Source organism: Halanaerobium sp. MA284_MarDTE_T2 (assembly GCF_003337245.1).
Lineage (GTDB): Bacteria > Bacillota > Halanaerobiia > Halanaerobiales > Halanaerobiaceae > QPJE01.
Map to the genome: position 1 here is coordinate 114839 of NZ_QPJE01000004.1, position 24177 is coordinate 139015.

Sequence of the window (24177 nt, forward strand, 5' to 3'; positions counted from 1 at the left end):
TATGCACAAAAAAATACAAAATAAAACAGCAATTATATTTGCTCTAATTTTGATCATTTTATCTGTCAGTACAGCAGTTCAGGCTGCAGAAGAGTTAGAGTTAAAAAAAGCAGTAAAGATTCTTTTTGAACAAAACAGAACATTAAAAAATGCCAGAAAAGATATAGAAAATGCTGAAAAAGATATTCAGCTAACAGTCAGGTCGTATTTTCCCACACTGAATCTGCAGAGTTCATATACAAAGATGGATGAAGGCCAGCCTCAAATATCATCTTTTGGTCCTGTTGAAGGTCCTGATGAAAATTACAGTACTTCTGTAAATCTCACACAGCCGCTCTGGCTGGGAGGGAAGATTGGTATACAGAAGGAAATAGCCGGTTATAATCTGGAAATAGCCAGAAGCAATTATGAAAAGGTACTGGAGGAACAGCTGTTTAATCTGATTCAGTCCTATTATGGTGTTCTACAGGCTGAAGGAATGGTAGAAATAAGAAAAGAAGCTCTCAATATTGTAAATGAGCATCTGAGAGTTGTAAAAAATAGGATTGAAGCCGGTACAGCGATAAGGCAGGATCTGCTGCGCAGTCAGATAGAGCAGAGGAGTGCAAAAGAAGAATTGAGCTCAGCCAGAAATGATTTAAAAATTGCCCGCAGAAGGCTGTCCCAGCTTCTTGCTTCTGAAGCAGAATATAATACAGTAAGGCCGGAAATTGATTTTGATATAAATCTCAATCAGAACGAACTTTTTAAAACGGCAGTTGAAAATAATCCGGATTTAATGGTTTTAGAGCTGAACAGACAGATAGTAAAATTAACCAAAAAGCTCGACAGCCAGTATTACCGACCTGATATAGCACTCAATGGATCTTATGACTGGAGTGGAGACGAATTTATGTCAGAAGAGGGAGAAAACTGGTCATTAACAGTTGGAGTTTCTGTTCCACTTTATGATGGTGGAAAGGGAAACATAAATGCTAAAAAAAGAGCAAACCAGATGGAAAAAATTAATAACAATCAGCAGGATTTGCTGGAAAACCTGCAGATAGAAATTAAAGATGTTGTTTTGAATGTAGAAGAAAATAAACAATCAATTGAACTGGAAAAGCTTTCACTGGAAAATGCTAAAGAAAATTTAGCAATTGCCAATGTAAGCTATAGGGCAGGAGTAGCCAGCAATACTGATGTAATAGATGCACAGTCAACATATAACCAGGCCAAGGTTTCACTGCTCCAGGCAGAATACAGTTATGAAATTGAGCAATTTAGAACTTTATATAAAAGCGGACGCATAAAAGAATACTTTAAGGATGTGATAAACAATGAAAAATAAAATAATACTTATCTTACTGCTGTTAGTCTTTATAAGCTCTACAGCCTTTGCGCAGAATAATACTCAGGTTGTAGAAACTGCAAAATCTATTAAAGAAGATATTAGTATAAATGAAATAATTACAGGTATCCTAACTCCAATTCAGGATGTAGATATTCCGGCCCAGATCGGTGGAGTAGCAGAAAAGGTTAATGTAGAAATTGGAGAGGAAGTTAAGAAAGATGAAGAACTTATAAAAATTGATGATGAGTCTCTTTTAATTCAGAAAAAACAGGCAGAGGCTTCTTTGGAGAAAGCTCGTGCAAATTATCAGGAATTAAAAAATGGAGTTACTAAGGAAGAAATGGACAGAGTTCGCTCCACTTATGAAAATGCAAAAGCAAGTTTAGAAAGTGCAGAAATAAATCTTAAATTAATGGAAGAAATATATAATGACAGAAGAGCTTTAGAACAGCAGCTTGTTAGTGCTGAACAGCAGCTTGAAAGCTCAAAACATAATTTAAATCAGGCTAAAATTAATTATGAGCAGGCAAAAAGAGATTATGAGCGTTCAAAAAAATTATATAATGATAATGTTATTTCTGAAAAAGAATTTGATAATGCAACAAGTGCCTTTGAAAATGCTGAAGTTTCTTTAAACCAGGCAAAATCAGCTTTTTCTTTAGCTGAAGAAAATTATCAGCTTGCAAAGAAAACATTTAACAATCCAACAGAATTAAAACAGCAGCTCGAAAATGCGCGGAGGCAGGTTAAAAATGCCCGCAGTAATTTAGAAGTGGCAGCGGCAAATTTAGCAGAGGCAGAGCGTGGTCCCAGGCAGGAAAGAGTAAGAGCCGGTCTGGCTTCAGTAAGACAGGCGGAGGCAAGTCTGGCCCAGGTTGAAGATCAAATTTCTAAAACTCAAATAACAGCACCTGTTGCCGGCTTAATAAATAAAGTTAATATTGACCAGGGAGAAATAATAGCTGCCGGTCAGACCGTTATTCATCTGGTTAATATTAAAGAACTTTATGCAGAAATTGATGTTACAGCCTCAACTGCCTCTGCAGTTAAAAAAGGTGAAACTGTAGAAGTAAAAGCTGAAACAATGCAGCATTATATAGAAGGCGAAATTACCAATATATCACCCGCAGCCGACCCTTCCAGCCGTACCTATTTAGTTAAAGTTAAAATTCCTAATCCTGACCACAGGTTGAGAGCGGGAATGTTTGCTGATGTTAAATTATCTAAGGGAAGTTCAGGTTCAGCAGTTGTGGTACCAATAGAAAGTATAGTTAATTTAAACAGTGACCAGCCCTATTTATTTATTATAAAAAATAACAAAGCAGTAAGAAAAGATGTAAAAATTGGAATTACTACTGACAGTCGGGCTGAAATTTTAAGTGGTCTCAGTGAAGGGGAGGATGTAATCATTAGAGGTCAGAGCAACCTTCAGGATGGTCAGTCAGTTGAGGTGAGAAATTAATGAAGTTATCCGATTTTTCGATAAAAAGATCTGTAACAACTGCGATGATAATCTTGATGGTGCTTTTGATTGGTTCAGTTTCTCTGTCAATGTTAAGCCTTGATTTGTTTCCAGATATAACTTTTCCGGGAGCAGCTATTATTACCAGTTATGAGGGTGTAGGCTCTGAGGAAATAGAAAATTTAATCACAAAAGAAATAGAGAGTGCAGTAGCTACTGTTGAAGGCGTAAAAACTATACGGTCCACCTCTTCGAGGGGATCTTCGACAGTGGTAGTAGAATTTAACTGGGGTCGTGATATGGACTTTGCTGTTCAGGATCTCAGAGAACAGGTTAATTTAATTAGTGATGCAATTTTACCGGAAGATGCAGATGAACCCCTGATCTTTAAATTTGATCCTGCTATGATTCCGATTATGAATTATGGTGTTTCAGCAGATGGATTGGAAATAGATGAAATTAAAGAGGAAGTTGAAGATGAATTAATTCCCCGTCTGGAAAGAATTTCGGGGGTTGCTCAGGTTTATATGCAGGGTGGACTGGAAAGAGAGATAATTGTATCTGTAAAGAGAGAGAAACTTAAACATTATAATCTTGGTTTTAACACGATTACAAATATTGTCAGCAGTGAAAATATAAACGTATCAGCAGGCGATGTCCTGCAGGGTGATACAGAATTTTTAGTTCGGACAATCGGTAAATTTTCTAATTTAGATGAAATTAGAAATATTAATATTCCGGTGGGAAATGGACAGATTAAATTATCCGATGTAGCAGAAGTTAAGGATGGTTTTGCTGATTTAGAAACTTTATCCAGAACTAATGGAAAACGCAGTTTATCACTCGCAATCCAGAAACAAACTGATGCAAATACCGTTAATGTAGCAAATGCTGTTAGAGAAGAAATAGAACAAATAAAAAAGGATTATCCTAATTACCATTTTTCAATTGCAATGGATCAGTCTGAGTTTATAAATAAATCCATTGCCAGTGTAAGTCAAAATGCTATTGTTGGTGGACTGTTAGCTGTAATTATACTTTTTTTGTTTTTAAGAAATATTCGCAGCACAATAATTATTGCAACAGCGATGCCGATTTCAATTATTGGCACTTTTATCTTAATGTACTTTGCTGATGTTAATTTAAATGTTATATCTCTTGGTGGTCTTGCTCTTGGAGTCGGTATGCTGGTTGATAATGCAGTAGTTGTTCTGGAAAATATTTATAGATACCGTAGTTTAGGTGAGGGTAAAGTGGAAGCTGCCCGAGAAGGATCCTCTGAGGTTGGAATGGCTATTGTTGCTTCCACAATTACTACTGTAGTTGTTTTTTTACCCATAGTTTTTGTTGAAGGAATGGCAGGTCAGTTATTTAAAGACCTGGCACTCACAGTAGCTTTTTCTTTAATTGCTTCTCTGATAGTTGCTTTAACCCTGATTCCTATGCTGTCTTCCAAGATTTTGAAAGTTACACAGAAAGAATTAGACAGAACTGAAAAAGAAGGTAGAATAAGAAAAATTTATCGGACAGCACTGAGCAGAGTGCTTAAACACCGCTGGGTAGTTGTCGCATTATTAGTAGTTCTGCTGATCGGTAGTTTGGCACTAATTCCACAAATAGGATTTGAATTTATGCCCAGTACAGATCGGGGATCATTTTCAGTCACCTATGAACTCCCGGTAGGGACTTCATTATCACGTTCCAACGAAGTTTCTACAGAAATTGAATCTGTACTGATGAATATAGAAGAAATTAAAACAGTAATTGCTACAGTTGGATCTGATAGTCAGAGGATGTCTACTTCTTCCAGCAGTCATGTGGGAATTATAAGTGTGGACCTGGTTGATCTGGCTGAGAGAGATCGGTCAACAGCAGAAGTAATGGAAGAAATTCGACAAAAAATTAATATCCCTGATGTAGACCTCACTGTCGAAGAACAGCAGGGCTTTGGTGGAGGTGCACCAGTTAATGTAAAACTATTTGGGGACGATTTAGATGTATTAGAGCAGGAAACTGCAAAAGCCACTACAGCCATAGAAGATATTGAGGGTTTAAGAGAAATTGACAATAGTTTTTCAGAAGGACAGCCCGAATATAGAATAAAGGTTAACCGCTCTATTGCAAGCCGCTTTGGTTTAAATGTAAGTCAAATTGCAAATACAGTTAGAACAGCTATCAATGGAAGTACTGCAACCAAATATGAAGTTGCCGGTGATGAGTATGATATTAGAATTCGTCTGGAAGAAGATCAAATAGAACAGATGTCTCAGGTGCCAGAACTTAATATTCAAACTGCATCTGGTGAAATGATACCATTAAGCAGGATAGCAGATCTGGAAATTGCTGAAGGACCAGTAGAAATTTTACGCAAAGATCAGGAGCGTCATTCTGAAATAACTGCTGATATTCACGGTGTAGACCTTGGTACAGTAATGACTCAGATTCAATCTCGCTTATCAGAATTAGAATTACCGGATGGTTATAGATTCAGCTATGAAGGTGAATTTGAAGATATGCAGGAATCATTCAGCAGTCTTGGGATGGCTTTCGGACTGGCTGTAATTTTAATTTATATGGTTATGGCTTCTCAATTTGAATCATTAGTCCATCCATTTACAATTATGTTCACTATTCCACTGGCTTTGATAGGTGTAATATTTGGGATGTATATAACCAACTCTATAGTTTCTGTTGCTTCAATATTGGGTTTAATAACTCTGTCCGGTATAGTTGTTAATAATGCTATAGTAATGGTTGATTATATTAATCAGCTGCGCCGCAGAGGTACAAAAAAGATGGAAGCTATTATAACAGCTGGAACGGTTAGGCTGAGGCCTATTATGATGACTGCACTGACAACAATTCTGGGTCTGCTGCCTATTGCTATTGGTATTGGCGAAGGTTCAGAATCAACTCAGCCAATGGGGATAGTTATTGTAAGTGGACTGACATTTGCTACTTTCTTAACATTATTTGTAATTCCTATTTTCTATTCCTTAATTACTGATCTAAGGGCATTTATTATTGCTAAATATAAAGGAATAACCCGGGAGGAAGCAGAAAAGAGGATATAGAAGGGTAAAATGTTGACAAAAAATTATAAAGGAGAATAAGATATGACTGTTAGAGAATTTGCAGATGAGTTTGATCTGGAAGTGGTTGCAGGCCCGGCTCTGGATAAAGAAATAGGTGGTGTATATTTTGGTGATATTCCACATGATGTAATGGAAAGGGCAGAAAGGAATGATATCTGGCTTACTATAAGGAATGATCTGGTGGCAGTTGGGGTGGCCCTGCTGGCAAATATATCTGCTGTTATTGTAGTTGAAGGGCTGAACTATGAAAAAATTGCAGTAAAAAAAGCCTGTGAAAATGATGTTAATCTTTTAAAATACAGTGGATCCAAATTTGAACTGTCGGCTAAGTTTATTAAAAAATATTATTCTATAGATTAAAATAAAGTATAAAACAGTATTTATTTGTCACAAATATTAATTTTAAATTAATAACTATTGACAAAGTATAAATTATTGTGATAAACTATGAATGATGATTAGATATGATAATTATGTAATTAATTAACCAGAAGAAATCTTGAAAATTTTTTCATAAATAATTACATCTGAAGACAGCTTGTGACCCCTTGTTGTTCTTTCTAGGATGATTATTTTAGGGACACAGGTTTTCTTCTGGTTTTTTTTAAAAAGGTTTGTCATTCTGTCCTAAAATTTAAAGAAGGGGGGATGGTGAAGTATTAATATTTTTTGGACAGATCGACATAGATAGATCTGGGAGAAAAGTACTAATAAAAGGATAAGGAAACAAGGCAACTTATCTGAAAAAATTAAGAAATTCTATCTCCAGATCAAAAATAATAATTGAAAAACGAAAGGGGATAAAATATTTATGAAAAAGTTGACAGTGCTATTGGTAGCAGTTATGCTGCTGACAGCTGCATTCAGTGTTTCTGCAAGTACATTTTCTGATGTACCCAGCAACCACTGGTCTTATGATGCAATTAACAAATTAGTTGCTTCAGGTGTTATTACAGGTTATCCAGACGGCAGTTTTAGAGGTGGACAGCCAATGACTCGTTACGAAATGGCTGTTATGGTAAGCCGTGCACTTGACAACATTGCTGCAGAGCGTGCCGCTTTGGAAGAAAAAGTGGATGACATGGGCAGTGGACTTACTACTGCACAGGCTCAGGATGTAACAGCAATTGTTAAAGCCTTAATGGAAAAGAACACCAATGAAGAACTTAGTGATGCTCAGGCAGAAGAAGTAGCAGATATGGTAGAATCTCTTACCTTTGAATACAAAGCAGAACTTAAAGTTCTCGGTGCAGATATTGATGCATTAGGTAAAGATGTTGACAAATTAGAAGCTAAAGTAAATGCTTTAGAAGCAGATATGCCTAAAGATCATGTTGAATTTACAGGTACTGTAGCAACATTTGCACAGGTAGGTGACTATGGAGATGAACAGTACGAAAAGAATGCAACAGCTGAAGCACTGGCTGATGGAGATGCAATGGATCTTGATCTACCAACAGCCGACAATGGTGGTGGAGACTATGATGATTTCCCTGCTGAAGAGGCACTGTGGCAGGAAATCGATTTTGGTGTAAATGGAAGTTATAAAGATGTTAACTTCGATTTAGTAGTAGATACCGTTACAAATGGCTTTAGAGATTATGACAGCATTTACTATGGTGATTATGAGGAGCATGTTTTAGGTGAACAGGGTGACGATCAGGATTTTGTAATGGATACAGCTTTACTGACTGTCGAAAAAGGTGGTTATGTATTTACAGCTGGAGACAATGATGATTATACAGTTGAACAGTATTTCTTTGATGATGAAGATATGGAAGGTCTAACACTTTCAGCTCCATTCTACGGCTTTGATGTAAATGCATTTGCATTTGGCTATGATGATGGTTATAGTGAAGGTAATAGAAGTGGTGACGAATACTATGGTGTAACAGCATCTAAAGTATTTAACAATAGCAAAGTAACCGGTAAAGTGTATAATGGTAGATTTGATGCAAAAGATTATGATGCTAATGGTAATGGTATTATTGATACTAGTGAATATAAAACATTCACAGATAAAAATGGTAATGACGTAAACTCTGAAACAGTCACTAATGTAGCTGTAGAAGTTCAATCAGATATTACTGACGCTTTAACTGTTAATGGTGAAGCTGTATTTAATCAGTTAGAAGAAGCAGATACCAGTGACAGCCTGTTCAGAGTTAATGCTGACTATTTATTTAATGACAAGTGGAGCTTCAGAGGTGGAGTAGAAGTAGTTGGTGAAGAATTCAATGGTGGAGCTAAATACGGATATGTTTCAAGCAGATCTGAAGCTGATCTTGAAGAAGACTATGACTATGATAAATATGAGTTAGGTACAACATATGTTGTAAATGACAACAACAGTATTCTTTTTGATGCAGCTATGGTTAAATTTGATAGTGCTTCTTTGAGTGACGATGTTATGAACGCTTTTAGTGTTGCAGATAAAGCAGATGAAGATAAAACTTCATATAAGCTCGGCTGGAAAAATCTTTACGGCAAATTCACCAACCATGCATCTGTAGAATTTATCAAAAACGATTATTATACAGATGAAATTGATGATGATGCAACAGTTGTTGCTTTAGGTACAGTTTATGACTGGAGTGAAAAGACCAATTTAAGAGCAGAAGTTGTCAACAAACAGGCAGACTTATATGACAACGAAGATGTCTGGGATCGCGATATGGAATATACCTATCTTAAAGCTGGTGTAGACTATAAGCTGGCTGAAAACATCGACTGGGTTACAGATGTAATGTATATTACCGGTGATGTTGATCAGTTAGAAGATGTGGATGGCCCAATTAGAGATTCTCATGATAAAGTTGATATCGATGGCAGCTTTATCACAACATCTCTATCAGTTAGTTTCTAAACAGACAGATAATAAGTTGAGAATATAAATTTCTCATCATTTCTAATGGACCCCGGTTTTGCCGGGGTTCTTTTTTTTAATTGAAAAAGATTTTTCTATAGAAAAAGACCCACCATTTTAAATGGCAGGTCTTTCTGCATTTCTAACAGTAATTTTCGGAAACTTCTTAAAGATATTAAAGACAGGTTTATTAATATTTATCTAACCGGACAGGCCCCTGTGTCACAGTCGGCTTCATCCAGTTTTCTTTCCATAAATTCACTTTCATATTTGGAGACCAGGGAAGGGTTGAATCTCTTCATATCTGCTTCCCTTTTATTATATTCTTCTTCGGTTATCTCTTCATATGGCATTAGGTCGTAAAAATTGTCGCTGTAGGATAAGAATGATATTCCAACAGTACTGTCCCAGTTGTTCCAGAGCCATTCTTCTACATCACCCCATTCATTATCTTTAACATGGACTGTTATAGATGCATTGTGGTCAACATAGTTTTCCATAAACATTTTGTATGTTTCCAGCTGTTCGATGGCATCAACATCTGCCTTAACTTTTCCTTCAGGTGCTTTAACTGGAAACTCAATTACCAGGGTTTCTGGGTCATCTGGATTGTGCCCTACTTCTGGATGAATAGGGTAATCAAGTTCCTCACATACTCTGGCCAGTGGATCTGAGGCTGATATGCGCACCCTTCTTATATAATATGGGCTGTGGGAATAATGAAGTCCACTGGAGACGGTAGGCATCTGTGTCTGTGTTCCTTCCGGTTTAACTGTAGTTACCAGCAGTGGTTCATTATCTCCAACTTCTTTGGCTATTTCTGCTGCAGCCTGATGTGCTGTTTCCCGGAGTTCTAACAGCAGTTCTGCTTCCTGTTCTTTAGAAAGCCCGGCAGCGTTTTTCATATCCTGCCATCCAGTAAGGGAAGTTCCTATCAATCTGTCCCTTTTATTAATCTGATCCCATTCCGGTAGTTCAAATTCTATTAAAGCCATTCTATATCCGGCACGTGCTGAGAGCTTTTGTGCTTCAAACATTGTTTTTTTGTCCAGATTACCTTCTTTATCAACAAATGACATTACATTGAGCGATGTAAGGTTGCAGACACCTCTAGAATCAAGCAGTATTTCTGCACAGGGATTTACACCTTTGAAGTTTTCTCTGCGCCTGCTGGCCTCTACAGCATTTATAAAACCAGGTTCTCCACTGTAGCGCATCTGTTTGATATGCCATTTTAGCTGTTCTCTGTCAGGTTTTTTCTCATAGAAGATGCTGTTGTTGCTCATCTGTCTGTGTGATATTTCCGGGTTTATTACCCACTCATCATTTTCTTTTACATAAAGGCTGCTTTTTGCCTGGGCTATTTCTTTGTCATCTCGGCTGAAAAGACATATTTGAGATGATCTTCTTACTCCACCGGAAACTACATTTTCTGCAATTATATTGGCAATATCCATAGCATCTATCGGCTTTAGTTTAACTCTGTTTAAGCTGTCTTTATCTCTGTCCGGTTTCTGGTTGAGCAGCTTATCTATTTTTGTAAACATCCTCTTTAAACTCTGGTGACCGGAAGCTGTTCCACCAAATGTTTTCAGTTTTTCTCCTTTAGGGCGAACAGAATCATAATTGAAGATTATGCTTTTTAAGGGCCTAAAGGCATGGTCAACTAGAAACTTAAAATAATATTCTAATGACTGTATCCAGCCTTCTTTACTATCACCTACATTGATTTTTACCACATCTTCTTCATTAAACTCAAAATTGGTATATTCTCTTCTTTCTTCTTTTGCTGCAGGTTCATAATATTTGTGGATTACTTCTACATCTGTCCTTATTTTTGGCAGTTTTTCAACATCACGGGGAAGTACCCGAAAGCCGACACCTGATCCGATCATCAACAGATAAAAAAGGTCCTGGTAGGCTTTGAAGCTGTCAATTACAGTAAATGAGCAGTTGTAATTGCTCATTCCATATTTTTTAGATGATTCTGTAGAAGCTGTCCAAAGTGTACGTCCAGCTAAAAAGTTCCGCAGATTATATACATTATCATAAAGTTTTTCTGCTTCTTTTCTGGTGGTCTGTGCAAGTGAGCAGTTATATTCCACAGCTCTTTTTACTGTTTCCCACCAGTATTCCCGGCGCTGTTCTTCTTCCAGCCAGCGAGAATAAGTTCTGTAATAAATAAATTCCCCCAGCTCTGTTGGAAATGGATTTGGCTGGTGTTTATATTTGCTTAAAAATTCCTGAGACAAAAGATCATTTTCTTCACTTTTTCTTTTCTTTCTTGATTTCTGCCTTTTACTTCTGTAGATTATATATGTTTTTGCAGTAGAGGTATAGCCTGATTTCATCAGTTCTTCTTCAACTAAATCCTGAATCTCTTCAACCTTAGGCACCCTACCTTCTGCATAAAAGTCTTTGTTTAAGATATTTTCCACTTTTGCCGAGACCTTTTCTGCGTCTTTTTTTTCTGCATTTTCACCTGATTCTATCACAGCACGATAGATGGCATTTGTGATCTTATCCCTTATATAGTCTACTTCTCGTCCATCACGTTTAATGACTGTCTTATTTGATTCTTCCAATAAAAAAACCTCCTTAATAATCTCTGCTTAAATAAGCTGACTTTTAAAAGAATTAATTTTTAAAATAAGTAATTAAAATATGATATAAGTACTAAACATTAAGTATATAAACTAATTTTAAAATATGCAAACAGCATTATAGTTGTTCAAATATATTAAATATGGAATACTATCTGTGAAGTTGGTTAAGCTGTTTGATTCTTAGAATTTAAAATAAACAAAAATGAATATAAAATATTTGTATAATATATTATATCACAGTTGAAAACAGAATTTAATTATACAAATTACCTTTTGTTTTTTAGCAGGATAAAAAATAAAACTTTTAGAACTATTTTTATTGAACAGATATATGTATAAGAGAGTCACTTTGATATATCCTGTGAAGTATAAAAATAAATCCTCAATTATTAAAAGGGAAATTGAATTTAATGTAGTAATTATTATATAATGAATATAAATTTATTTTATAGTTATTGAGAGGGGTGTAATTTTAATGAAAGAAAGATTTAGTGCTTTAGAAGTATTCGAAATGGCAAAAGATATTGAAATAAGGGGTAAGAAATTTTACCTCAAATATGCTGAGGGAACGGAAAATAAAGAGCTGGCAGAATTTTTTAGAAAGCTGGCTTCAGATGAACAGGACCATTATGAACGATTTAGTAATCTGGCTGAACAGCTGAAGGAAAATCAGGATGAGGCAGAATATCTTTATGATGAAGAAGTAAGTGCCTATTTTAAATATTTGGTAGATTTATCTGTTTTCCCTGAGGCGGATAGTGAAGATTCCAAGCAGGCACTGCACAGTGTAGAAAAGGCTTTAAAGCTTGCCATACAGGCGGAAAAAGATTCTATTCTTTTTTATAGAGAAATGTGTGACTATAATGAGGGGAAAACAATTGATGCCATAAAGACTTTAATTGGAGAAGAAAAGCAGCATTTTAAAGACCTAACAGAATATGCCAAAAGATATAAATAAAGAAAAACATTTTGTCTATATAGTAGAATGCAGAGATGGAACTTTTTACACAGGCTACACCACTGATGTGGAGAGGCGGCTTGAAGAACACAACAGTGGGGAAGGAGCAAAATATACTAGAGGAAGATATCCGGTAGAGCTCCGCTATAAAGAGTCTTTTGGTTCCCGCAGCAGTGCCCAGAAAAAAGAATATAAAATAAAACAGCTCTCCCGCAGAGAAAAGGAAGAGCTGATTGATTCAAATTAATATTAAAATTTGCCTAATAAGCGGGGTTCGACTTCAAGTCTGACTCCGCTTATTTTATATACTTCTTCTTTAACCTTTTCTATCAAATTGATTATATCATCAGATGTGGCATTACCTTTATTTACAATAAAACCTGCATGTTTTGTAGAAACCTGGGCCCCACCGATCTGATAACCCTTCATACCTGCTTTTTCTATAAGTGGGCCAGTATAGTGTCCCGGCGGCCGCTTAAAGATACTGCCTGCACTCGGCTGCTCCATTGGCTGTTTGCTCCAGCGTTTAGCATGCAGTTTATCTATTTGTTTTTGTATTTTTTCTTTATCCCCACTTTCCAGTTCCAGGGTTGCTGAGGTTATAATATAATTTTTAGACTGAAGTATACTGCTTCTGTAATCAAGCTGCAGTTCTTGCCTGGAAAGTTCAATTATTTCTCCATTCTGCTGGAGAAGTTCTGCTTTTTTTATAACATCTTTCATTTCTCTTCCATATGCACCGGCATTCATATAAACAGCTCCTCCCAGAGAACCGGGTATGCCGCTGGCAAACTCAAGTCCGCTTAATGAAGCTTTACAGCAGATATCAGCCAGTTCAGAAAGAAGAAGACCGGATTCTGCTTTTACTGTATTGTCCTCAACAGTATAATTTCTGAGGCTTCCTGTATAGATGATGATCCCCCTATAACCTTTATCAGAGGTAATGAGGTTGCTGCCTTTGCCCAGTACAAAATAGGGAAGACCGGATTTTACAATCAAAGGAAGTGCTTTCTGCAGTGATTTGACAGTTTCAGCTTCCACAAAAAGATCTGCCGGACCACCAACTTTAAAGCTGGTATATGGTGCAAGCATCTTATTTTTCTCTATTTTTAGAGAGTTTATTTTTTTCATATTTTCTGTTAAAATATTTATATCAGACATATCTGTACTCCTTTTATAATAATATTATGATTGCACTGCGAAAAGTCAATTTTGGGCATTTAATAATTTGACACTTTTGTCATAAAAGGGATTGTAAATTTAAAAATTGCTAATTAAGACTTTCCCAGTGTAACTATATAATACGTTAATTAAGTTTTGAAATCAACAGGGGGGCTTATAAAATGAAATACAAAAAAATAAAAATTGAAAATATAGAGACTTATCCTGAACAGGTAAGAAGTGATTTTTCTGAAAGAAAAATTGAAGAACTGGCAAAATCAATTGCTGAAGTAGGCCAGCTGCAGCCGATAGTGGTACAGCAAAAGGGTGATAAATATATTTTAATAGCTGGAGAGAGAAGGTTGAGAGCTATTGCAAAGGATGGAAAAGATGTAATAGCAGCTGTTATTTTGGAAGAAGAACTCACTTCTAAAAAGTTCAGACAGATTCAGCTGATAGAAAATCTGCAGAGGCAGGATCTTAATCCTTTAGAAAGAGCGGTTTCTATTCAGAAATTTATAGATGAAAATAATCTCAGCAAAAAAGAAGCTGCAGAAAAGATTGGAGTACCGCGTACTACTCTGATGCTGTGGCTGAATATTCTTTCTGTAAAGAAAAAATATCAGCAGGAAGTGCTTAAGGAAGATTCTCCTATTTCTCTGTCACACATCAGTCTGGCCCAGGCTCTGGCTTCAAAAACAGGTGATCCCAGTAAGATAGATCAGCTGTTAGATGCTGTAATAAAATATAATCTGAGCAGAAGGGAAACACAAAATGTGCTGGATATATTTTACAAATATCTGCATATGCCGATGAAAGAAGCTGTTGCTGCTGTACTTTTAAAAAGAGCCAAGTCAAATGTTAAATTAACTGCAGAAGAAAAAAAGAAAACTAAAAAAGATAAAGCTGATGAAATTTTAAAATCATTGTGCAGAATTAATGATAAAGCAGAAAACTTTATGGAAGAAATCGGCACCATAAAGCCTGAACAGCAGGAAAATTTAATGGATGAATTTCTCTACTTATATCAGATAATGGGACTTTTGATACCTGAGCTAAAAGAAAATGATCCCAAAGTCCTGATAGATAGGATAAAACAGAAAAATCAGGCTTCTAATTATTCCGGCTTTTGATTGATCTGCATAACCTCGGTTTTTTCCAGTGCATTAGCCAGCAGTTTATCAATATCGAGACTGTTTTCAGCTGCTCTTACTTTGTCTAATTTGGGTTTGGTAACAGGATTATCAGGTACAAAAACTGTACAGCAGTCTTCAAAAGGCCTAATTGAAATATCATAACAGTCTATTTTTTTGGAGATATCGACAATTTCATTTTTGTCCATTGTAATCAGCGGCCTCAGAACAGGTAGTTCTGCTGCATCATCGGAAGAAGCAATACCTTCTAAGGTCTGACTTGCGACCTGGCCCAGGCTTTCTCCAGTTATGAGTGCAAGGTCATTATTTTGTGCTGCTATTTTATTGGCTATTCTGAACATCATTCGCCTCATAATTGTAACTGTATATCTTTCTGGGCAGTTTTTGGCAATTTCCTGCTGTATTTCTGTAAAATATGCGATATGAAGTTTTATATTTCCACCATAACGGCTGAGGACCCGGCTGAGGTCAACAACTTTTTCTTTTGCTCTATCTCCTGTATAAGGAAAAGAATGAAAATATACTGCATCTATACTTAATCCCCGTTTAAGGCCAAGCCAGCCGGCCGCCGGACTGTCAATACCCCCCGAAAGAAGAAGCAGAGCTTTTCCAGATGATTTAACAGGAAGTCCACCCGGGCCAGCAAAGCGCTTAATGAAAATATAGATTTTTCCTCGCCTTATTTCCACTTCCAGCATGTGTTCAGGGTTGTGAACATCAACATTTAATTCTCTTTCCGGACTATCTATATTCCGCAGTATCCAGGCACCTATCTCACTATTTATTTCTGGACTTTTGAGAGGGAAACTTTTGTCAGCTCTTCTGGTATTAACCTTAAAAGTGGTGGGATAATCCTGCACTTCTTTTTTAAACAGCTTAAGAGCATTTTTTTTGAGAGATTCAAAGTCGAACTTTACAGTAACAGCCGGACTTATGGAAACAATACCCGGTACATTTGTCAGCCTTTTTGCTGCTTTTTCTAAATTTTTACCATCCACATGGAGGTATATTCTCCCATAAACTGTTGTGATTTCAAAATCTCCCAGATCTGTGACAGCATTATCTATGTTTTTGATAAGCTGACCGATAAAACTGTTTTTGTTCTGTCCTTTTAAACCTATTTCACCATAACGTATAATTAAAACATCGTACAACTTTTTCACCTCAATATATTTTTGCTTTTATTTATTATTATAAAAATTTCATTTATAACTAAATTTATGATGTGTCCACAAAAAAGGTGTTTGCTAAAAATGAGTTAGAGATGCAGATAACCTTTTTGTGGGAGAACCAATTTATTTTTTGTAACCAAAAGTAATTTCGCGGAAATACCTTATTTTCAATATTTCTAAAAAATTTTTAGAAAGTCTATCTGACTTTTCAGTACTTCTAAAGTATAATCCAGATCATCTCTGCTTATATTTTTGTTTAGGCTTATTCGGAGTGCACTATCTCTTTTTTCACTGCTGAGGCCTACAGCTTTTAAAACTTTATTTTCCTTACTTTTAGAACTGCAGGCAGAACCGGTAGAAAGAAAAACACCTTCAGCTTCAAGTGCATGCAGCAGAGTCTCACCTTTGATACCTGGTACAGAAAAATTTAAAATATGTGGTGCTCCCTGTTTTGGCGAATTTATAACTACATCTTCCATTTTGCTTAAACTTTTGTAAAGATAATTTCTTTTTCTGTTCAGCTCAGGATCAGTATTTATATTTCTGTTTAAAATAGGGAGTTTTTTTACAGCAGGGATTAAACCAGCAATTCCCGGAGTATTTTCAGTCCCAGGGCGGATATCATTTTCCTGCCCTCCTCCAAAAAATAGCGGCTGTAATTCAATATTTTCTCTAATATATAAAGCGCCAATACCTTTTGGTGCATGAAATTTATGTCCACTAATACTGTAGAGATCCACGCTGGATTTTTTTAAATCTGTAAAGACTTTACCAAATCCCTGGATTCCATCAACATGGAAAAAACAGAGAGGATTTATTTTTTTTATTATCTTTCCTATTTCTTCAATATTTTGTACAGAACCAAGTTCATTATTGACCTGCATGATGCTTACCAGAACAGTTTTTTTATCAAGTGAATTTTTAAGCTGTTCAATATCTATATATCCCTTTTGGTCAGACTTAAGCCATATAACATCCCAGCCTTCTTTTTCCAGGGCCAGAAAAATATTTCTTACTGAAGGATGTTCAATTTCGGTTGTTATAATTTTGCTGCCCCTGCTGTGGTAGCTTTTTGTAATTCCCTGAACTGCCAGGTTATTGCTTTCTGTACCACCTGAAGTAAATATTATTTCTTTTTTATTTACCTGGAGGTAATCTGCCAGCTCCTTTCTGGCTTTTTCTACAATTTTTTCTGCTTTAAGTCCCAGTCGGTGGGCAGAAGATGGATTGCCGTAATTTTCTGTCAGCATTGAAGTAACAGCCTTTACTACCTCATCATCAGCTGCTGTTGTAGCCGAATTATCAAGATAAACTTTTCTCGACATTTTTTTCACCTCTATATATAATATAAGTTAAGATAATTTAGATTTTTTTGTTTACACTCAACATTATAGCACAGAAAATTATTCTATAAAAATAAAATAGTAAATCTCCTGCTGAATAAACTTTTTTGAACCACAGCTGCTTTTTAGATAAATCTAAAAATTTTAATTACGACTAAATTTTTTTGCAGCTCTAAAAATAATTTTAGATGAACTTCTTATAACAATTTAACTTTTAATATTTTTAGAGTGTGTTATAATATATTTTAAAGATATTTTAAGATATTTATTATTTTTGATTTATATGAGCCTTAAAGGGGGAAAAAAATTGCACTTAATAGATACACATGCTCATCTTGACTGCGAAGATTTTGATGGTGAAAGGGATCAAGTTATTCAAAGAGCAGCAGAAAAAGGAGTAAACAAAATAGTTAATATTGGGGCAGATCTGCAGTCAAGCAGAAAATCTGTGGAACTTGCAGAAAAATATGATAATATATATGCAGCAGTGGGAGTACACCCACATGAAGCAGATACAGTATCTGATGATATTTTAAATAAAATTGCTGAATTGAGCCAAAATAAAAATACTGCAGCTTTTGGAGAGATTGGTCTGGATTTTTATTATGATAATTCGCCGCGAGATATTCAGCAGGATGTTTTTTTAAAACAGCTGCTTTTGGCTAAAGATTTAAATCTGCCTGTGGTAATACATTCCCGCTCTGCAGAAGAGGAAACTCTCAAAATTATGGATAAAGCATCTCCTTTTCCAAAAGGAGTAATTTTTCACTGTTATGCATATGATGAAAGTTATGTAGATAGCTTAATTGAGCGTGATTTTTATATTGCATTTGGTGGGTTGTTAACTTTTCGAAATACAGATGCAGTTAGAGAAGCTTTTAAAAAAGTGCCTTTAAATAGAATATTATTTGAAACAGATGCTCCATATTTGACCCCAACACCATTTAGAGGTAAAAGAAACGAACCTGCTTATGTGGAATATGTTCTTAAAAAAGCTTCAGTAGTAAGAAGAATTAGAGAAATGGAACTTGCTAAAATAACAACTGAAAATGCTGAAAGGATATATAATATTTAAAATTATCGGAGGAGTGATTAATTTGAAGGTAGGAGTAATTGGTCTCGGAGATATAGCTCAAAAAGCATATCTTCCAATAATAACTTCTATGACAGATGTAGATCCTGTTTTTTGTACAAGAACAAGAAGTGTACTGCATAAATTGAGTGACAAATATCATGTTGATAGAAAAGTTGAATCTGTTGAAGAACTTCTCGAACTTGATATTGAAGCTGCATTTGTCCACACAGCTACAGAAGCACATTATGAAATCACTAAAAAACTGCTGAATAGTGGGATTCATACTTATGTGGATAAACCGGCTGCATATTCTTATAAAGAAGTTGAAGCAATGGTAGAACTTGCCCGAAAAAAAAGTCTTGTTTTTATGACGGGCTTTAATCGCCGCTATGTTCCTACTTATAAGGAATTAAGTGATATAAAAGGTCCTAAAATAATTATTATGGAAAAAAATAGAAAATTTCTACCTGATTCTCCTCGGAATATAATTTTTGATGATTTTATCCATGTTGTTGATACACTGAGGTATATGCTGGACACGAAAGTAGAAAATATGTATGTAGATGCTGTTTTAAGGGAAAATAATCTTATTCGTATAATTTTAACTTTAAAGAGTGGAGAAAACACTGCAGTTGGAATTATGAATAGAGATAATGCTGTTACAGAGGAAGAACTGGAAATTATAGGTTCAGGAAGAAAGAAAAAGGTTAAAAATTTAACCGAGATTACTGAATTTAAAAATAACGGAGAGCATGTTAAGAATGTATCTGGCTGGAATAGGATGGAATATAATAGAGGGTTTGTAGATATGGTCAAAAAGTTTTTACAGATGGTAAAAGAAGGGTCAATAAAAGAAGAGAATCTTGAAGCTGATTTAAAGACACATAAGATATGTGAGGATATTTTAAAATCTGTGCATCTTTCCAGTTAAATATATGGCATTAGGTAAATATATGACAGAAGGTAGTTTTTTTGACGGTTTTAATGAATAAATTATAATATAACTAACTTAAAAATTATCAGTGCTTGGAATGTTTTTAGTATAAAATAAATAAGAGTGTGGACAGAGAGAAGTTTGGGAGGAAAGATATGGCTGTTAAAACAGATATAAAGATAGGTATACAAAAAAATAAAAAAGGCGAAATTTTAATCGGACAATTTAAGGCTTCAGAACTTGCCGAAAAATATGGAACACCACTTTTAGTTTATAATGAACAGGTAATCAGAAATATTATGCAGCAGTATGTTAGTGGATTTGAAAAATATTATCCACAGGGGAGAGCTGTTTATGCAGGCAAGGCGTTTTTATCACGGACTATATGCAGAATAGCAGATGAAGAAGGACTTGGTCTTGATGTTGTTTCAGGTGGTGAAATATACACTGCTCTTAAAGCTGGTTTTCCAGCAGATAAAATGATTTTTCACGGTAATAATAAACTGCCTCAGGAGCTGGAAATGGGTGTAAAAGCAGGTATCGGTCTTTTTGTTATCGACAATGAGGAAGAAATTGATGAACTGCGGAAAAAAGCAGCAGAGTTCGGGAAAAGGGTTGATGCTTTAATTAGAATTGCACCTGGAATAGATGTTGATACACATAAATATATAAAAACAGGTAGTGAAGACAGCAAATTTGGAATTAGTCTAAAATCTGACAGGATATTTGATATTCTGGAAAAGATGGCTGATGATGAATTTGTTAATATCAGGGGATTTCATGCTCATATTGGTTCTCAGATTAAAAATGGTGACAGCTATAGTGAGCTTATCAGAAAAGTGTTTTTGTTTTTTGATAGGATAAGGGATAAACTTGGCTTGATTTATGAAGTGCTGGATTTAGGTGGTGGTGTTGGTATAGACACAATGGGGAATTTAAATGTATCGATTTCTGACTTAATTTCACAGCTTGCAGCTATAGTTAAAGAAGAAGCTAAAAAGTTCGATTATCCTCTTCCTGAAATAATTATGGAGCCGGGGAGGTCAATTGCTGGCCCGGCTGGAATTACTCTTTACAGGGCTGGCTACAGCAAAAAAACCCCAAGTGGGAAAAAATATATTTCTGTTGATGGAGGAATGACCGACAATATTAGACCTGCTCTGTATGAAGCAGCTTATGAGGCTCATGTTGATGGGAAGTCGGACAGTGAGGAAAAAGAGACTATTACAATTGCAGGAAAATGCTGTGAAAGTGGTGATATTGTGATAGAAGATGCCAGAATTCACCCGGTAGAGAGTGGTGATATAGTGGCAGTACCTGCAACTGGTGCATATACTTATTCAATGTCCAGCAATTATAATGGTATTCCCAGACCTGCTGTTGTACTTATTAATGGAGATAAAGATAATTTAATTATAAAGCGAGAAAGCTATGCTGATCTAATTAGTAGAGATATTGTGCCAGAAAATTATTAAATTGAGGGTGTTTTTATGCAGAAATTACTGCCTCCAAAAGTAAAAAAACAATATTATAATGATGAGTTTTGGATTAAAAAAATATCCAAACCTGATTCTCTGCTGCTTAAAAATAATGATATTTCAACTTTAAATAGTGAAACATACCAGAAAATGAAGACTTCTCAAAAAGAAGATCAGTATCAAATTTTTGAAAAAATGCCTGAAAAATTAATTCTGAGGGAAATAAAGGAAAAATTTAATCTTTTCTCTGCTGCAGAAAATTTTCCAGTGGGTGATTTTTTCAATAAAAAAGGAATACGTATTACAGATGCTGAAAAAGAAGAAATTATAATTAATACTGATTTAGAACAGATAAAACCTGACAATTTAAAATATGGTTTAACTGTAAGGCGCAGTTCTATCAGGGCTTTTCCCACAGATACTGTTTTTGCCCACAGTCCGGAATATACAGATGTTGATATGATGCAGCTTACAGCGATTTCTCCGGCTGAACCAGCAGTTATTTTGCACGGAAGCCGTGATAAAAGATGGTATTATGTGCAGACAGGAATTCATTCTGGCTGGATAAAGAAAAAAGATACAGCTGCTGCAGAAAATGCTGCGGTTGTTGAGCAATATTTACAGAGACCATATCTTATTACAGCAGACAGCAGAATAATTACAGAGCCGGATCCTTTTGCTGAAAATAGTGAACAGATAGAGTTTCAAATGGGTGATAAAATAAGATTGGCTGAGCACGAAGACGGCCAAACACTGCTGGCTGGGAATCTTCATTCACAGTCAGATACTGGGAGTTATGCAGTGCTGCTGCCGAAAAGAGATAAAAAGGGAGGATTAAATTTTAAGAAAGCCCTTATAGCTTATTCATCCGGGGTGAAAGAGAATTTGCTTCCCTATACACGAGCGGGTATTTTACATCAGGCTTTTAAAATGCTGGGTGAACGCTATGGATGGGGAGGTATGTTTAACCGCAGAGACTGTTCGCGATTTGTTATGGATATTTACCGCAGTTTTGGAATTAACCTGCCCCGTGATGCAGGAATACAGGAAGAATATGCAGCCGGAAGAAAGATTGTATTTAATGGAAATCTTGCAGCAAGAAAAGAAATTCTGCAGCTTATTCAGCCTGGCGATGTTATTTATATGCCAGGTCATGTAGTTATATACCTTGGAGAAGATGACGGCAGCCATTTTATAATTCACTCTGGTGCAGGTTATGCTGTTAAAACTGCAGGAGGTAAATACCGTAATATGTCTGTCCATTCTGTATTTATATGTGATTTGGAGCAGGAAATGATGCAGAAGAAGGGGAAAAAATATTTGGATTATTTTACTTCTGCCAGAAAGTTTTATTAAAATTTTTGAGGAGGAAGAGTATGAAGATTAAAAATCTGAGAATGTTTCACCTTAGTGTACCTTTAAAAAAACCGTTTAAGACAGCCCTCCGCGCAGTAGATTCTGCTGAAGATACGGTGGTAATCATTGAAGGGGAAAAAGGGCTTTTAGGATTTGGAGAAGCACCTCCTACAGCAGTGATAACAGGTGATATCAATCCCGGTATTAGGGGGATAATTAGAGAAAAAATAGCTCCCAAGCTTATTGGTGAGGAGATAGAAAACCTGGAAAAACTGCTCCATATCGTTGACAGGGCAGCAGTTGGAAACTCAAGTGCAAAAGCGGCTGTTGATATAGCTTTATATGACCTTTTTGCCCACAGATATAACATACCTCTTTTTAGACTGCTGGGTGGAAACGGCAGTCAAATAATGACTGACCTCACAGTTAGTGTCAATAAAGCAGATGAGATGGCAGAAGATGCAGTTAAAGCTGTTAAAGAAGGTTATAAAACACTAAAAATTAAAGTTGGTAAGGGGCGGGATAAAGATCTGGAAAGAGTTAAAGCTGTACGTGAAGCAGTAGGTCCAGATATAGCTATCAGGCTGGATGCAAATCAGGGCTGGGAAGCTAAAGAAGCAGTTGGCCTTATAAAAGAGATGGAAGAGCTGGGGCTTAATCTGGAGCTGGTAGAACAGCCGGTTCCCGCGGGAGATCTGGAAGGCCTAAAATTTGTGACCGAAAATGTGATGACAAAAATAATGGCAGATGAAAGTCTGTTTAGTCCTGCCAATGCATTTCTGCTTTTAAAAATGAAGGCATGTGATCTGCTTAATATTAAATTAATGAAATCAGGTGGAATATATAATGCAAATCAGATTAATTCCACTGCTGAAGCCTGGGGAGTGGAATGTATGGTTGGGAGTATGCTGGAAAGCAAAATTTCTGTCACTGCGGCAGCTCATCTGGGTGCAGCACACAAAAATATTACCAGATTTGATCTGGATGCACCAAGCCTCCTGGCTGAAGATCCTGTTCAGGGTGGTATAGAAATCGATGGGCCGATAATTAGACTGCCGGAAAAACCAGGTTTGGGCATAGATGATATTGCTGGTTTAAAAGAAGTTTAATCTGTAAAACAAATGACTGCAGAAGGACTGGCTGATATTGATATTTTTGATGCTGAAACCTGACAGTTTTGCGGTTGAGTTTTGCCAGATCAGTTTTATTGTGATAAAATTATTAATGAAAATAAATTAAAATTATTAGTGAAAATAAATTAATATGAATTATTAAAGGATGATTTAACAGGAAATGGACAAGTATATAGCTACACCCAGTGGAACAAAAAAAATTTTGAATGATTACGATCTTCAGCTAAAAAAAGGGCTGGGGCAGAATTTTTTGATCGATAGAAATATTATAAATATAATTATTGAGGAATCAGAAATTGCTGGTAATGAGTTTATTATTGAAATTGGTTCGGGAATAGGTTCTCTGACAGAGGAGCTTTTGGAAAGCCTGGATGACGGCCTGCTGCTTGCGGTCGAAAAAGATGAGAGAATGGTTGGTGTTCTTAAAGACCTTTTTGCAGATAGTGAAAATCTTATTTTGATCCATGATGATGTATTAAATATTAGCTGGCCGGAGGTTCTAAAAAAATATAATACTAAAGGTAGAAAGATAAAACTTGCTGCAAATCTGCCTTATTATGTCACTACTCCAATTATTATGTCACTTTTGGAGAGTGGTGTAAATTTTGAGTCAATGATATTTATGGTTCAGAGAGAAGTTGGAGAGAGGATCTGTGCTGGCCCGGGAAGTAGAAGTTTTGGTTCTTTAAGTGTGGCAGTTCAATTTTACATGGATGCGGAAATAATACATAAAGTTCCTTCATCTGTATTTATCCCCAGACCTGATGTTGAATCAGCTTTAGTAAAATTAAAACCATACAAAAATAATCTGTACAGGAAAGAAGCTGTAAGTGAAGAATTTTTTTTCAAAATTATGCATTCAATATTTCAGCAGAGGAGAAAAACAATAAGAAATAGTCTGGTCAAATCTTCCCTGATTGATATTGAACGTGATATAATTACTCAGGCATTAAATAATAATGATATAGATTTAAAAAAAAGAGGAGAAAAATTGAGTATTTTAGAAATGATAAAACTTAGTAATGAAATCTACCATTTGCTGGGAAATTGA

General features: G+C 35.7%; 18 protein-coding genes. 14 read left to right on the forward strand and 4 right to left on the reverse strand.

Going from position 1 to position 24177, the window contains the following annotated elements; all coding sequences use genetic code 11:
• Position 1 precedes the first annotated feature (1 nt).
• The 5 genes from DFR78_RS03340 (at position 2) to DFR78_RS03360 (ending at position 8756) form a co-directional block, all read left to right on the forward strand.
• Complete coding sequence (locus DFR78_RS03340) at positions 2-1330, forward strand: TolC family protein (protein WP_233486961.1); 1329 nt, start codon at positions 2-4, stop codon at positions 1328-1330.
• The gene (locus tag DFR78_RS03345; RefSeq protein ID WP_114457425.1) at positions 1320-2795 is read left to right on the forward strand and encodes an efflux RND transporter periplasmic adaptor subunit; all 1476 of its coding nucleotides are present in this window, start codon (positions 1320-1322) and stop codon (positions 2793-2795) included. The genes DFR78_RS03340 and DFR78_RS03345 overlap by 11 nt, the downstream gene beginning before the upstream one ends.
• Complete coding sequence (locus DFR78_RS03350; RefSeq protein ID WP_114457426.1) at positions 2795-5869, forward strand: efflux RND transporter permease subunit; 3075 nt, start codon at positions 2795-2797, stop codon at positions 5867-5869. The genes DFR78_RS03345 and DFR78_RS03350 overlap by 1 nt, the downstream gene beginning before the upstream one ends.
• A gap of 42 nt (positions 5870-5911) precedes the next feature.
• Positions 5912-6250: a hypothetical protein gene (locus DFR78_RS03355; protein WP_114457427.1), complete on the forward strand. Its 339-nt coding sequence runs from the start codon at positions 5912-5914 to the stop codon at positions 6248-6250.
• Positions 6251-6701: 451 nt separating this feature from the next.
• Positions 6702-8756 carry an S-layer homology domain-containing protein gene (locus DFR78_RS03360; protein ID WP_114457428.1) on the forward strand — a complete coding sequence of 685 codons (2055 nt, stop codon included), beginning with the start codon at positions 6702-6704 and terminating at the stop codon, positions 8754-8756.
• A gap of 197 nt (positions 8757-8953) precedes the next feature.
• On the opposite strand, the gene nrdJ is transcribed toward DFR78_RS03360, so the two are convergent.
• A complete protein-coding gene (gene nrdJ, locus DFR78_RS03365; RefSeq protein WP_114457429.1) occupies positions 8954-11341 on the reverse strand; it encodes a ribonucleoside-triphosphate reductase, adenosylcobalamin-dependent in 2388 nt (795 codons plus the stop codon).
• A 496-nt stretch (positions 11342-11837) separates the two neighbouring features.
• Here nrdJ and DFR78_RS03370 point away from each other — a divergent pair, with 496 nt between their 5' ends.
• Together DFR78_RS03370 and DFR78_RS03375 are read left to right on the forward strand one after the other, a co-directional pair.
• The gene (locus tag DFR78_RS03370; RefSeq protein WP_114457430.1) at positions 11838-12320 is read left to right on the forward strand and encodes a ferritin family protein; all 483 of its coding nucleotides are present in this window, start codon (positions 11838-11840) and stop codon (positions 12318-12320) included.
• Complete coding sequence (locus DFR78_RS03375; protein ID WP_114457431.1) at positions 12301-12567, forward strand: GIY-YIG nuclease family protein; 267 nt, start codon at positions 12301-12303, stop codon at positions 12565-12567. Before DFR78_RS03370 ends, DFR78_RS03375 begins: the two co-directional genes overlap by 20 nt.
• A gap of 2 nt (positions 12568-12569) precedes the next feature.
• Here the strand turns inward: DFR78_RS03375 and murB are convergent, their stop codons facing one another.
• Entirely contained in the window at positions 12570-13481 is a 912-nt protein-coding gene (murB, locus tag DFR78_RS03380) for a UDP-N-acetylmuramate dehydrogenase (RefSeq protein WP_114457432.1), read from the reverse strand.
• A gap of 182 nt (positions 13482-13663) precedes the next feature.
• On the opposite strand from murB, the gene DFR78_RS03385 reads away from it, so the two are divergent.
• The gene (locus DFR78_RS03385) at positions 13664-14614 is read left to right on the forward strand and encodes a ParB/RepB/Spo0J family partition protein (protein WP_114457433.1); all 951 of its coding nucleotides are present in this window, start codon (positions 13664-13666) and stop codon (positions 14612-14614) included.
• Here the strand turns inward: DFR78_RS03385 and thiI are convergent.
• Positions 14599-15789: a tRNA uracil 4-sulfurtransferase ThiI gene (thiI, locus tag DFR78_RS03390; RefSeq protein WP_114457434.1), complete on the reverse strand. Its 1191-nt coding sequence runs from the start codon at positions 15787-15789 to the stop codon at positions 14599-14601. The two genes, DFR78_RS03385 and thiI, sit on opposite strands and share 16 nt — an antisense overlap.
• 194 nt (positions 15790-15983) lie before the next feature.
• Positions 15984-17132: a cysteine desulfurase family protein gene (locus DFR78_RS03395; protein WP_114457435.1), complete on the reverse strand. Its 1149-nt coding sequence runs from the start codon at positions 17130-17132 to the stop codon at positions 15984-15986.
• Between the two features lie 325 nt (positions 17133-17457).
• On the opposite strand from DFR78_RS03395, the gene DFR78_RS03400 reads away from it, so the two are divergent.
• From DFR78_RS03400 to rsmA, 6 genes are all read left to right on the forward strand, one after another.
• Positions 17458-18225 (forward strand): TatD family hydrolase, encoded by a 768-nt coding sequence (locus tag DFR78_RS03400; RefSeq protein WP_114457436.1) that lies wholly within the window; start codon positions 17458-17460, stop codon positions 18223-18225.
• A 22-nt stretch (positions 18226-18247) separates the two neighbouring features.
• Positions 18248-19156: a Gfo/Idh/MocA family protein gene (locus DFR78_RS03405; protein ID WP_114457437.1), complete on the forward strand. Its 909-nt coding sequence runs from the start codon at positions 18248-18250 to the stop codon at positions 19154-19156.
• 158 nt (positions 19157-19314) lie between these two features.
• Positions 19315-20634 (forward strand): diaminopimelate decarboxylase, encoded by a 1320-nt coding sequence (gene lysA / locus DFR78_RS03410; RefSeq protein ID WP_114457438.1) that lies wholly within the window; start codon positions 19315-19317, stop codon positions 20632-20634.
• 15 nt (positions 20635-20649) lie between these two features.
• Positions 20650-21993: an NlpC/P60 family protein gene (locus tag DFR78_RS03415; RefSeq protein ID WP_114457439.1), complete on the forward strand. Its 1344-nt coding sequence runs from the start codon at positions 20650-20652 to the stop codon at positions 21991-21993.
• 20 nt (positions 21994-22013) lie between these two features.
• The gene (locus DFR78_RS03420; protein ID WP_114457440.1) at positions 22014-23102 is read left to right on the forward strand and encodes a mandelate racemase/muconate lactonizing enzyme family protein; all 1089 of its coding nucleotides are present in this window, start codon (positions 22014-22016) and stop codon (positions 23100-23102) included.
• 184 nt (positions 23103-23286) lie between these two features.
• Positions 23287-24177 (forward strand): 16S rRNA (adenine(1518)-N(6)/adenine(1519)-N(6))-dimethyltransferase RsmA, encoded by an 891-nt coding sequence (gene rsmA / locus DFR78_RS03425; protein ID WP_114457441.1) that lies wholly within the window; start codon positions 23287-23289, stop codon positions 24175-24177.